This is a genomic window from Flavobacterium kochi, assembly GCF_048286715.1.
In the GTDB taxonomy this organism is placed as follows: Bacteria; Bacteroidota; Bacteroidia; order Flavobacteriales; family Flavobacteriaceae; genus Flavobacterium.
Map to the genome: position 1 here is coordinate 1 of NZ_JBLVPW010000006.1, position 12978 is coordinate 12978.

11 protein-coding genes are annotated in these 12978 nt (G+C 35.5%); all 11 read left to right on the plus strand.

Annotated features, from left to right (window positions below; all coding sequences use genetic code 11):
- Positions 1-3162: T9SS type B sorting domain-containing protein (locus tag ACNQGH_RS06710; RefSeq protein ID WP_417955214.1), on the plus strand; the 3162-nt coding region annotated here is incomplete at its 5' end.
- Between the two features lie 44 nt (positions 3163-3206).
- Positions 3207-4181, plus strand: a complete 975-nt coding sequence (locus tag ACNQGH_RS06715) for a PorP/SprF family type IX secretion system membrane protein (protein ID WP_417955215.1) — start codon at positions 3207-3209, stop codon at positions 4179-4181.
- A 160-nt stretch (positions 4182-4341) separates the two neighbouring features.
- On the plus strand, positions 4342-5397 hold the full coding sequence (locus tag ACNQGH_RS06720) for a sensor histidine kinase (RefSeq protein WP_417955216.1): 1056 nt from the start codon (positions 4342-4344) through the stop codon (positions 5395-5397).
- Positions 5394-6083: a LytR/AlgR family response regulator transcription factor gene (locus ACNQGH_RS06725; RefSeq protein ID WP_417955217.1), complete on the plus strand. Its 690-nt coding sequence runs from the start codon at positions 5394-5396 to the stop codon at positions 6081-6083. The genes ACNQGH_RS06720 and ACNQGH_RS06725 overlap by 4 nt, the downstream gene beginning before the upstream one ends.
- A gap of 145 nt (positions 6084-6228) precedes the next feature.
- Complete coding sequence (locus tag ACNQGH_RS06730; RefSeq protein WP_417955218.1) at positions 6229-6969, plus strand: dioxygenase family protein; 741 nt, start codon at positions 6229-6231, stop codon at positions 6967-6969.
- 30 nt (positions 6970-6999) lie between these two features.
- Entirely contained in the window at positions 7000-7686 is a 687-nt protein-coding gene (locus ACNQGH_RS06735; protein ID WP_417955219.1) for a pirin family protein, read from the plus strand.
- Between the two features lie 179 nt (positions 7687-7865).
- On the plus strand, positions 7866-9053 hold the full coding sequence (locus ACNQGH_RS06740) for a phosphoglycerate kinase (RefSeq protein WP_417955220.1): 1188 nt from the start codon (positions 7866-7868) through the stop codon (positions 9051-9053).
- 290 nt (positions 9054-9343) lie between these two features.
- Positions 9344-10534, plus strand: coding sequence for a lytic transglycosylase domain-containing protein (locus ACNQGH_RS06745; RefSeq protein WP_417955221.1), 1191 nt, complete (start codon positions 9344-9346; stop codon positions 10532-10534).
- Positions 10535-10635: 101 nt separating this feature from the next.
- Complete coding sequence (locus ACNQGH_RS06750) at positions 10636-11172, plus strand: LysM peptidoglycan-binding domain-containing protein (RefSeq protein ID WP_417955222.1); 537 nt, start codon at positions 10636-10638, stop codon at positions 11170-11172.
- A gap of 157 nt (positions 11173-11329) precedes the next feature.
- Positions 11330-11908 (plus strand): 3-keto-disaccharide hydrolase, encoded by a 579-nt coding sequence (locus ACNQGH_RS06755; protein ID WP_417955223.1) that lies wholly within the window; start codon positions 11330-11332, stop codon positions 11906-11908.
- A 91-nt stretch (positions 11909-11999) separates the two neighbouring features.
- On the plus strand, positions 12000-12977 hold the full coding sequence (locus tag ACNQGH_RS06760; RefSeq protein WP_417955224.1) for a DUF4837 family protein: 978 nt from the start codon (positions 12000-12002) through the stop codon (positions 12975-12977).
- The last annotated feature ends 1 nt before the right edge of the window (position 12978 follow it).

The window sequence follows — 12978 nt, forward strand, 5'->3', positions numbered from 1 at the left end:
CCAACCTATACTTATGAGATAACAGCACCAATAGTTGTCGCGGCTCAAACCTCAAATATTTTTACGGGATTGGCTGTGGGCACTTATACTATAAAAGTAAACTCAGGCAGAGGTTGTTCAGCGGTTCGGACCGTTGTAATAGGAGAACCATTATCTTTATCCGTAAGTGGTTCTGTTTATGAATGTCCTACTAATAATACATTCAACACCGCTGTGGTAAGCATTACTGCTGTCGGAGGTACGACGGGATATGCCTATAGTATCGATGGAGCCAATTACTTTGCGTCTAATATATTTACTATTGTAGCTACAACGGTAGCCCAGACTATAAATGTTTATGTAAAAGATGCTAACGGATGTTCTGCTACTAATACAGTAATTGTTAATCCGTTACCAACGCAGACTGTTTCACAAACGACTGCAATTACGTGTACCAATGATGAAACAGTTACCATAACCGGAACTGGCGCTACAGGCCCATTTACATACCAATCTTCACCTGTTGGCGCTTCAAACGTAATTCAAGATGCCGTATTACCAAACGTATTCCACATAAGTCAACCAGGCACTTATTATTTCCAAGTTGACGATACAGCTACAGGATGTTCTATTACTACACTTCCCTATGTTGTAGCTTCTTTCAATACGATTGATGTTGTGGCAACTGCTACTAAACCGGTAATTTGTTTTGGAGATGCCAATGGCGCTTTGGAAATTAATGTTACAGGATATGCCGGAGCTTATAATTATAAAGTATTAGGAAGCACACCATTAATCACCGGATCTGGGAATACAACTAGTGATCCTTTAATTATTAATGGACTTTCAGGAGGTAGCTATACCATTGAGGTAACCGAAACAGCAAGTCCATTTTGTGTGAAAATATCGAATGAGGTTACAATTATTTCACCCGATACCCCTTTAGTTGTTGTTGCTAATGAGACGGCCAGCGTAACTTGTACCAATGATAAAGGAACAATTACGGCAGTTGGTTCTGGCGGATGGGGTTCACTTGAATATGAATTGGTGGGTCCTGGAGCAGGAGTAAGTGTGCCTTATTCTGGAAACGCCACTTTTGCAAATTTAGCTGCAGGAAGCTATACCGTAAATGTTAGAGATGCAAAAGGATGTACAAGAGTTTCAAATAGAGTTACACTTTCTATCCCTGCACCAATAAATGGAACATTTACTCCAAGCACTCTTTTATTATCATGCTTTGGAAATACAGATGCAAGTATAACGGTATCCAATGTTACAGGGGGCCAAGGAAGTAATTATTCTTATACATTGAATGCTATTGCGCCAACTGCATATATGTCCGGTCCTCAGTCATCGCCCGTTTTTGGAGGTTTGGGTGCGGGAACGTATACCGTTACCATTACGGATGGTTATTCTTGCAGCACTAGCTCTGCGAATATTGTTATAGCCGAACCTACAAAAGTAACGACCAGTTTAGTGGTAGCAACAACGAAAACCTGTTTAACCCAAACCACACTTACTTTGAGTGCTTTTGGAGGAACTCCACCGTATACCTATAGCGCAGATGGAACTACTTATGGTGCGACATTCAATCCTACAGTGCCTTTATCAGTGCCAGCAGGAACCTATCATTATTACGTGAAAGATGCTAATGGCTGTGTGAGTTATCTGTCTAATGACATCAAAATTGATCCTTTGGTTCCATTAGCTATTAATTTAGATTTAAGCAATGCGGTTATCAATTGTGCCGGAGATAAGACGGGTGTTATTGTTGCCATGGCTCAGGGAGGTCTGGGTAATTATAGTTATACTTTACTGGATGGGCTTGGCGTAATTGTTAAGGGACCACAAGTTTCGGGCAATTTTACGGGTCTTTTTGTAGGGAATTACCAGGTAAAAGTGGATAGCGGGGATTGCACAACAATATCGTCAATTATTACCATTAGTGAACCCGCTTCTCCATTGATTGCTCCCTATATAACTAAAGATGTTACTTGTTTCGGACAAGGAAACGGACAAATAACCGTTACTGCCTCTGGAGGTACCGGTATTATTAAATATGCTATTTCTCCTAGATTGGATCAGTTTTTTGATTCAGGAATTTTCATAGATCTTCAACCGGGTTCTTATGATGTTATTGCTCAGGATAAAAATGGATGTTATGTGTACATCACAGGTATTGTTATTAGCGAACCCAATCCAATAGTTCCGTCGCTTACTGCAGGATCAATGCTTCCGGAAATTTGTTTTGGAGATAAAGATGGAGCATTTAGTATTGATATTACTGGAGGAACGATGCCGTATAGCGTTAGTTTAGATAATGCTAACGGAGTTTATAAAACAGGTACTTTGACTCAGACACAATTTGATTTCACAGGACTGGCAGGAGGAACCCATACGGTTTATATTAAGGATGCCAATGGCTGTACTATTGAATTTATTGTTGTCATGCCGGAATCGGTTAAAATAAACCCGATAGCCACTGTGGATTATGGTTGTTTGAACAATTCGGCAAGTAATTCAGTTACTGTAACAGTAGATGCCAGCATAACTGATCTGACTGATTTGGATTATTCACTCAATGGTGCAGCGTATCAGACCAGCAATGTATTTACAAATGTGGCACCGGGTACAGGCCAGTTTATCGATGTCAGACATACCAACGGATGCACCCAAAGAACTCCGACGTTCGATATTTTACAGATTGATCCGCTGGCATTAGTGCTGAGCGATGGAGGACTAAATGAGATTGTTGCGACAGCTACTGGCGGTGGCGGAGGATATCAGTATGCATTTAATGGCGAATCCAACGGAACGAAGAATACTTTCATTATCTACAAATCTGGGGACTATGCAGTTGAAGTTACGGACTCAAATGGTTGTGTGGCTAAAGCCACCAGGAATTTTAAGTACATAGATGTATGCGTTCCAAATTATTTTACGCCAAACGGCGATGGTGTAAGTGACGGATGGGCTCCCGGATGTACCATAAATTATAAAGATCTGACATTCGATATTTTTGACAGGTACGGTCGAAAAATAGCAACCTATCGATTAGGTCAATATTGGGATGGTAAATACAACGGCGCTGAACTTCCTTCAGGAGATTACTGGTATGTTTTAAAACTAAATGATTTGAGAGATGCACGCGAATTTGTGGGTCATTTTACCCTTTACAGATAACGAATAAACCCATGGCACTTTTATCTCAAATTAAAATTATTCAAATGAAAAAATTAATAATATCATTTCTTCTCCTGGCTGTAACTTCGAGTTATAGCCAAGAGTTAAATTTGCCGGTTTTTACACAATATTTAGCAGATAATCATTTCGTGATAGCACCGACATTCGCTGGAATTGGAGATAATCTTAAAATCAGAGCCAATGGGTTGACACAATGGGTTGGTATAAAAGATGCGCCAGAAAATCAATCCGTTTACGCTGATTTTAGAATTGCGGACCGCTCAGGGGTAGGCGTGTCTTTGTACAATGACAGTAATGGGAATACCAGACAAACGGGTGCAAAAGTCTCTTTTGCACATCATTTAATACTGGATTATTATTCCAAACAATACCTGTCTTTTGGGATCTCCTACAACATTAATAATTTTAGAATAGACATTAATAATTTCAACACTACTTACGAAATTCCCGTTGTAGACCCTAGTATTACAGACAATAGATCCAATTCAAATAATAACTTTGATGTAGGAGCTTTATATAGAAACAAAGAATTTTATTTCAGTTTTAATGCAAGTAACATTTTAGCTAAGAATATTGATAAATATAGGGGTGTAGAGCCAAGTTTACTTTTGAATTATCAGATTTATACCGGGTATGTTTTTAAAAGCCCTACCAATAGCAGGGTGGAGTACGAGCCTTCTGTTTACTATCAATTATTTGCCAGCGATAAGCGTTCCAGTACTGACGTGAATATAAAATACAGGCATTTTAATAAATATGAGGATTATTATTGGGCTGGAATATCCTATCGTTTTCTTAACGATCAAATGTTAAAACCATTAAATGTGGGTCCAATGCTTGGTTTTAAGAAGTCTAATTTTTATTTTGGGTATTCCTATCAACTTACCCTTAACCAATTAGCAGTCTTTAATACAGGAACTCATGTTGTTACAATAGGACTTGATTTTCTTGCGGGCATTAGTAACTGTCCTTGTACACAAGGTCCGGTGCACGATTAATATTTCAGATAGATTAATTAAACGTTGCCATTTATAGGCTTACATTTAAATGGGTACTGTTCATTTAAATGGGATAGAAATCGCAACAATCGATGTTTTTACCGCAATAATTTGAATGCTTCCAATAAGAATCTTAAATTTGATTGGTTAAGTAGTATTGATGAAAAAAAATAGTTCCTTTTATTTATTGCATTTGTGCTTGTGTTTGGCATTTATGTTGTTGCCGTATGCATTTACATCATCTGGAAGTATTTTTAGTTTGCCGAATTTAGCAAGTAACGGTCATGACAGAATCTATTTTCTTATCTACTTTATGTTACTGCTTTTCTTTTACTTCAATTATTATTATCTTATCCCGAAAGTTTATTTTTCAAAAAAACTGATGCTGTACTTTAGTATCATTATTCTGTTTTTATTGTTTTTTCTGTGGATTTCAACTTTTTTAGATCATCCGGAGCGCAATTTTCTTGATTTTGGACATGGGAACCCGCCAAGGGGGGTAATGCCTCGACCCAAACCCATGGGCTTAAGACCAATGGGAGGGCCACCAACGCAATATGGACACACCACTTTAGTTTATTTAATTGGAATTGTTTCCAGCTTGTTGTTTGCCATTAATATTCGGTTGCAAAAAGTGGAAAAAGATAAAATGAAATCGGAATTATCCTTTTTGAAAGCCCAAATTAATCCTCATTTTTTGTTTAATACATTGAATAGTATTTATGCTTTAGCCATAAAAAAAGATGATAAAACCGCCGATGCTGTTGTACAGTTATCCGAATTAATGCGATATATAATAACGAATGCTAATGATGATGTAATTGCTTTGGATAAAGAAATTAATTACATCAACAATTTTATTCAGCTTCAAAAAACCCGTTTGGGCGACACAGTAAAAGTTGATTATGTTGTAGAAGGGAATGCTTTTGGCAAATGCATTACACCACTTATTTTAATTTCATTTATAGAAAATGCATTCAAGCACGGTGTGAATCCAAATCAGAATTCTGATATCGCTATTCGCATTACAATTGTCGGAGATTATTTAACTTTATTTGTTTCTAATTATAAAGTACAATCTATTCAATCTGACAGTGGGATCGGATTGCAAAACACAATCGAGAGATTGTCTCTTTTGTATCCCAACAACCACGTATTGAAAATTGATGATAATCAGGAAAATTATGCTGTAACCTTAACAATCAAAGTAGGATGATAAAAGCGATTGCACTCGATGACGAGCCGCCAGCATTGGATATTTTGCAAAGTTTTTGTGATAGAATTGAATTTGTTGATTTGCAAAAAACATTTACTAAATCGGAGGAAGCATTCAAATATTTGAAGAAATATCCTGTTGATTTATTGTTTTTAGATATTAATATGCCATCCATTTCCGGGATTGATTTCTTTAAAAACCTACCACATAAAACGATGGTGATTTTCACTACTGCCTATTCTGAATATGCAGTTGAAGGATTTACATTAAGCGCTACCGATTATATTTTGAAACCTTTTTCTTTTTCACGGTTTCAACAAGCTGTCGAAAAAGCCTATTCCCAATGGAAATTACAAAACCAGGATCCAGAACAACGCTATCTTTTTATCCGTGCCGATTATAGTCTGATTAAAATTCTCTTTTCGGATATTTTATATATTGAAGGGTTAGATGATTACCTGAAAATTCACATACAAAATCAGAAAACTATTGTCGCCAGAATGACTTTGAAAGCCATCCTTCAAAAGCTGCCTGTTCCTGAATTCATAAGAGTGCACCGTTCTTTTATTGTTCCCATTTCTAAAATTGAAAAAGTAAGAAACAAAATAATTTACATCAATCAAGAAGAAATTCCCGTTAGTGCGAGTTATGAAAGTGCTTTTTATGCCCTAATAAATAAAGAATAAATGTGTTGTTTTATTGTTAAAAAATTACAAATTTGGTTTGATTTTCATTTGTTTACCGCATAAAATCTTTTGGTTACCTCATAAATTTCAGCATTTATTTACATTTAAATACTTTTATAATTGTAACATTAAAATTGTATTTGCCATGGAAAGAAAAGAATTTTTAAGAGGATTAGGATTAGTAGGATTAGGATCTTTGGTCATTCCTATAATTAAGGCCTGTAACAGTGATGATGCGATTGCATCAACAGCAACTACGACGGGTACAGATGCTATTAACAATTCAGGAAGTTGTACTGTCACTTCATCAGAAACGGCAGGACCATTTCCTACCAAAGTACCTTCGTCATTAGTGACGACTAACATTGTAAGTGATAGAACGGGAGTAGGATTCACCATTAATGTTACTATAAAAAACACCAATGCCAGTTGTGCTGCATTAGCGGGCGCCATTGTAGATATTTGGCATTGTGATAAGGATGGTTATTATTCAGAATACGGCGGAACCGGAATGCAATCAGCAGATTTTACAGCAGTTCACTTTTTGAGAGGAAGACAAACTACAACTGCCAATGGAATAGTTAGTTTCAAATCTATTTTTCCAGGATGGTACAGTGGCAGAGCAACACACATTCATGTCCATGTTTATAGCGCGAGCGGAGCCTCGCTATTGGTTACTCAAATTGCTTTTCCCGAAGGTTCAGGTAGTGCCGTTGTATTAGTAAATGCTTCGACAACGAATGGATATTCTAAAGGAATGACGGGATATACGTATAACGCATCCGATAATGTGTTTTCAGACGGTGTGGCAAATGAATTGTCAACAATTACGGGAAGTATTGCTGAAGGATTTGTCTTGGAACATACCATAAATGTTGCGGGTTAAACAAGTTGATTGAGAGTAATAGTCACCAAAATGATACACCAAAATTCTGTACAAATATTCAAGTCCGATGCAAGGGGGCATTTTAAATCAAAGGGACACAACTGTCTTTCTACTTTAAATTTTGGAAGTTATTTCGAAGAAAGTAGAAAACCATTTGGTTCCTTACACGTTTTAAACGAAGAAATACTGGCGCCTTATCATACTGCCAAAACGGTTTTGGAAGCCAATACGACAGTGCTTATTTTACCGCTGTTTGGCGGAGTGGATTATAAAGACAGTTTAGGGAATGAAAGTTTTATAGGAGTAGAACAAATCCGAATTGTTTCTGCCGAGAAAGGAATGTCTTTCGTTCTTTCTAATTCTTACAAGGAAGAAAATGTCAGTTATTTACAAATAGCGTTCAATGCCAAAAATCAAGATTTCGAAAGTAGTTTCAAACAGTTTAATTTTGGTTTAACCGATAAGAACCAATTAATTCCATTATTCGAAATTTCAAATGCATTCGGTTTTATAGGAATGTATGACGGAAGAAAGGAAGGAGTTTATTCGCTAAAAAACACTACTAAAGGCGTTTTTGTCTTTGTAATTAATGGTGCTTTTGAAGTCGAAAATCGTTTGTTAGAATCAAAAGACGGATTAAGTTTATCAGGAATCGACTCCTTGGAATGGGAAGCATTATCCGAAAATGCGCTCCTTGTCGTTTTAGAAATTCCATAAAGAAAAGATTTCAGAGACGAACCTTTTTTCAAATTAATTCTAAAAAACAATTAATTTGAGACAATTATAACGTTTTCGTTAGTGGATTTCCCTAATTTTCAAAATATTCTTATTTTTTAGTTCCTGAAAAGTTCTATATTTGTTATTCTTTCAAAAAAAACAAACTAAAAATATACTTAATGAAAACTTTAAACGATTTTAATTTTAAAAATAAGAAAGCAATAATACGTGTTGATTTTAATGTGCCTTTGGATGAAAATTTCAATGTAACAGATGCCACGCGTATCGAAGCGGCAAAGCCTACAATTGAAGCAATTCTTGCTCAAGGCGGAAGCGTAATTTTGATGTCACATTTAGGCAGACCAAAAGGTGTTGAAGAAAAGTATTCATTGAAACACATCCTAAAAACAACTTCAGAAGTGCTTGGGGTACCAGTTCAGTTTGCTTCGAACTGTGTTGGTGTGGAAGCTAAAAATGCTGCGGATAACTTACAAGCTGGAGAAGTTTTATTATTGGAAAATTTGCGTTTTCATAACGAAGAAGAAGCTGGAGATGTTGCTTTTGCAAAAGAATTAGCGTCGCTTGGGGATATTTATGTAAACGACGCTTTTGGAACGGCACACAGAGCACACGCATCTACTACAATTATCGCTCAGTTCTTCCCAACTGAAAAATGTTTTGGATTATTATTAGCTAAAGAAATCGAAAGCTTAAACAAAGTTTTGAAAAATAGTGAAAAACCGGTAACAGCTGTTCTTGGTGGATCTAAAGTTTCTTCTAAAATTACTGTTATCGAGAATATTTTGGATAAAGTAGACCACATGATTATTGGTGGTGGAATGACATTTACTTTCGTGAAAGCATTAGGAGGTAAAATTGGAGATTCAATTTGTGAAGATGACAAGCAAGAATTGGCATTGGAAATATTGAGACTGGCTAAAGAAAAAGGAGTTCAAATTCATATTCCGGTTGATGTTGTTGCGGCAAATGCTTTTTCAAATACTGCCGATACTCAAATTGTTGATGTTTCAGCAATTCCTGACGGATGGCAAGGACTTGATGCAGGACCAAAATCATTGGAAAATTTCGAAAAAGTAATTATGGATTCTAAAACGATACTTTGGAATGGTCCATTAGGCGTTTTTGAAATGGAGAGTTTTGCTAATGGAACAATTGCCCTTGGTAATTTCATAGCTGAATCAACTGCAAACGGAGCGTTTTCACTTGTAGGTGGAGGAGATTCAGTAGCTGCAGTAAAACAATTTGGATTGGAAGACAAAATGAGTTATGTTTCAACTGGTGGAGGTGCCATGTTAGAAATGCTTGAAGGAAAAGTATTGCCAGGAATTGCAGCGATACTTGACTAATACTGACGCAATCGGATTTGATTTATAGCCCTAATCCAAAAAAAATCGTACTCAAATAAGAAGAAACCTTAGAGGCAAAGTATTTGTCACTAAGGTTTTTTTAGTTTTAAAATTTGACGAATTGTGTTCTAAAAGGTATTTTTTAAAATGAAATCACGGAAAATTCTTCATAATAGAACTCAAAGTTGCATTTTTAACAATATTTAAAGAAATTTTTAGTTTTAACCTGTTATGTTTGTAAAAAATACCAATGTAAACATTTGAAATATAGGCCTTTGATCGTTAAAAATATGAATGTAAAAAATACCACCCTATCGTTATTTCTATTGTTATCAATCCATTTATTTTCTCAAGAAGCTGTAGAAAATAGAGACTTTGTAAAAATAGAACCAAAATTATCCTATTTAGATTCTATCAAAAAGACTTTCATAAAAGATGAAATGGCATCTTGTGTTGATAGTTTGTGGATGAAAGAATTGACAAACTTAGATTTATATAACAATATAACGGATGATATAAAAAGTATCAATATCGACGAAAAAGTTGACTATGAATTGCCTACCGAACTTTTGAAAGAAAGACTGGCGGCAATGGATGCAAAATCACCGTTCAATATTGAGTACAATCAAGGTTTAGAAAATATCATCAAATCATTCCTAAAAAACAGAAAGCGATCTTTTGAACGATTAATGGGTATTTCTGAATATTACTTCCCACTCTTTGAAGAAGCGCTTGCCAAGCAAAATGTTCCTTTGGAAATAAAATATTTAGCCGTTGTGGAATCCGCTTTAAACCCAAAAGCAGTTTCAAGAGTTGGTGCTACAGGACTTTGGCAGTTTATGTATCAAACCGGAAAACAGTATGGTTTGAAAATCGATTCCTATATTGACGAACGAAGCGATGCTTTAAAAGCTTCTGGGGCCGCAGCACAATACATGACTAATATGTACAAAATATTTGGAGATTGGGATTTGGTTTTAGCGTCCTATAATTCCGGACCGGGAAATGTTTCTAAAGCGATCAGGCGTTCTGGTGGCCAGCAAAATTATTGGAATATCAGAAAAAATCTTCCAAAAGAAACACAAGCGTACGTTCCTGCTTTTCTTGCGACTATGTATATTTATGAATACCACAAGGAACACGGAATAAAACCGGACAGAGCGATAATAAAGCATTTTGCTACCGATACCATCATGATCAAAAAGCAAATGTCGTTCCAACAAATTTCAGACTTGCTGGACGTTCCCGTTGCACAATTGCAGCTGTTGAATCCATCATATAAGCTAAATGTGATTCCGTTTTACCATGATGAAAATCATTTTTTAAGATTGCCACAAGATAAAGTTGCTGTATTTACTTCAAATGAAGCTAAAATTTATGCGTATGCCCAACATGAAGTTGACTCTCGTGAAAAAACATTTCAGGTTACCAAAGCGATTGTTGAACGGGATACGATGAATTTACCACCCAACGGATTATAGTTCCTAAAACGAAATATTACAAAGTAAAACGCGGAGATAATCTGAGTGAAATTGCCCATAAATATGACGTTGCCGTTTCCGATATTAAAAAATGGAATAAATTGAAAAACAATGCCGTTCCTTATGGTAAGAGTTTAAAGATCCTTACCGAAGAAAGTATTGTAAAAGCAGTTAAGAAAGAACTAAAAGCGGAGGCAGTTCCTGCAGAAGCAATTGCTGAAGTTAAAATCAATAAAGAAGCAGAATTGGCTACTAATCCAGAACGAAAAGACATTGAGTATGTGGTTCAAAAAGGAGACAATCTGGGGAATATCGCTAAGAAATTTGGCGCTGCTTTAACCGATTTGCAACAGTGGAATAATTTGTCGGACCATAACATTGCTTTAGGTGCTATTTTGATTGTTGCCAAGAACGAAATTGCAATTATTACTGATAAAGCATCGTCCAGTTCTTTCAAGAAGAAAAATATGGCTTCAGTTTCTAAAAAAGAGGCAGCAGAATATTATGTAAAAAAAGGAGACTCCTTATTTAGCATTGCCCAAAAATATCCTGGAGTAACTATTTCAGATATTAAAAAATGGAACGATATTCGCGATGAACCGATTAAACCCGGAATGAAGTTAAAAATAAACGGATAAATTAGAAGTGTTTAAGTTTCATTTTCTTAATTTCAACCTCTAATTAAATAGAGTAAGTACTTTGTTTTTAAATAAAAATAGTATAATGTTGAAAAAGATAATTTTTGTTTGTCTTATATCCCTGAGTTCCTGTGCTGTTAAGCAAAAAAGCTTATCAATGAATGACTGGTATGCGTATACCAAAAATAGCACTGAAAGAATAGCACCGTCAAAAGCTTACGATTTTACGGACGGCATGATTAGAATGCATGGAGAGAATAGTGGCTATCTAATGACAAATAATTCTTATAAAAATTTTGAATTAAGGTTAGAGTTCAGGTGGAATATAGAAAAGGAATTTTACAGAGGTGATGGAAAAAAAAATAGTGGTGTGATGTACAACATACCTTCAGATTCACCCGATCACATTTGGCCTAAAGGAATTCAATTTCAAATAAAGGAGAGCAGTACCGGTGATTTTATTTTTTTAGATAATGTAACAGCAAAAGTAAACGGAAAATTAATTGAGGCTGGTGCAAGTGTGGTTTCTCCAAAATTTAGTAGCAATGAGAACCCTTATGGAGAATGGAATACAATTCTCATCAAATCATTCAACGGGAAATGTACACAATATTTGAACGGAAAGTTAGTAAATGAATGTGTTGAAGTGTCTTCCAAAGAAGGAAAGATTTCTCTAAATTATGAAGGTTCGCCAATTGATTTTAGGAATATTCAATTAAACAAAATCCATAAATAGTTTAATTAAAATACTTTTTTGCTTTTTTCAGTAAAGTTGACCTTTTTTCTTTTTATTTGGCAATTAAAATTTTTATAGCACTACAGAATCAATGAATAAAATCCATTTTTTGTATCTTCTTGTTTCGTTCTTATTTTTTTCTTGTACAAAGAAGAGCGATAATCTGCATCGTAAAACGAGTGGAAAAATCAATACGATTTCAGTAATTATTGATGACCAGTTATGGAATGGTGAGATAGGGGACAGCATTCGAAATAAGTTTGCATCACCAGTTATTGGATTGCCGCAAGAAGAACCGCTATTTACCATTAATCAATATCCGGTTAAACTTCTGGAGGGGTTCATGACTGATACCAGAGCAATTATTGTGGTAAAGAAAGAAGAGCAGAATAAATTTGAAATAAAAAAAAACCAATACGCATCACCTCAAAATGTATTTCATATTTCAGGAAAAACCGGAGCCGATATTATCGCATGCTTAGAAAAAAATGCTCCGCAAATGATTCAGTTAATCAAACAGGGTGAAATAGCCGAAAGCCAGAGGATAAATAGTCAGTCGCTGCTTAACCCCCAATTAATTAGCAATAAATTTCATATCCTGATAAAGATTCCTTCCGGTTATACGTATGTGCTTCACAAGAGCAATTTCATATGGTTGAAGAAGGAAATTGTCGGTGGAAATACAAGTCTGCTAATTTATCAGGTTCCTATAAAATCCATTAAAAAGAACACAAATTTGATTTCCAATATCATAAAAATGAGGGATTCAATAGGTAATTTATATATCAGCGGAACAGAACCTAATACCAATATGATTACCGAAGAAGCATATGCGCCCTATCTTTCAAAGATTAATCTTGACGGGAAGGAAACCTATGAGACCAAAGGAACTTGGGAATTAAAGAATGATTTTATGGCGGGTCCTTTTATCAATTATGCGATTTTAGACAAGGAACACAGTAGAATTCTGGTTTTGGAAGGTTTGTGTTATGCACCGTCAAAGGAGAAACGTGATTTGATGCATGAGTTGGAAGCGATGATAAAATCGGTTGAAATTGAGAAGAAATAAT

What these genes read in the sequence shown, in the direction of transcription:
- ACNQGH_RS06715 (WP_417955215.1), top strand. Translation starts at nt 3,207, where the DNA reads ATGAAAAAATTAATAATATCATTTCTTCTCCTGGCTGTAACTTCGAGT.
- ACNQGH_RS06720 (WP_417955216.1), top strand. Translation starts at nt 4,342, where the DNA reads ATGAAAAAAAATAGTTCCTTTTATTTATTGCATTTGTGCTTGTGTTTG.
- ACNQGH_RS06725 (WP_417955217.1), top strand. Translation starts at nt 5,394, where the DNA reads ATGATAAAAGCGATTGCACTCGATGACGAGCCGCCAGCATTGGATATT.
- ACNQGH_RS06730 (WP_417955218.1), top strand. Translation starts at nt 6,229, where the DNA reads ATGGAAAGAAAAGAATTTTTAAGAGGATTAGGATTAGTAGGATTAGGA.
- ACNQGH_RS06735 (WP_417955219.1), top strand. Translation starts at nt 7,000, where the DNA reads ATGATACACCAAAATTCTGTACAAATATTCAAGTCCGATGCAAGGGGG.
- ACNQGH_RS06740 (WP_417955220.1), top strand. Translation starts at nt 7,866, where the DNA reads ATGAAAACTTTAAACGATTTTAATTTTAAAAATAAGAAAGCAATAATA.
- ACNQGH_RS06745 (WP_417955221.1), top strand. Translation starts at nt 9,344, where the DNA reads ATGAATGTAAAAAATACCACCCTATCGTTATTTCTATTGTTATCAATC.
- ACNQGH_RS06755 (WP_417955223.1), top strand. Translation starts at nt 11,330, where the DNA reads ATGAATGACTGGTATGCGTATACCAAAAATAGCACTGAAAGAATAGCA.
- ACNQGH_RS06760 (WP_417955224.1), top strand. Translation starts at nt 12,000, where the DNA reads ATGAATAAAATCCATTTTTTGTATCTTCTTGTTTCGTTCTTATTTTTT.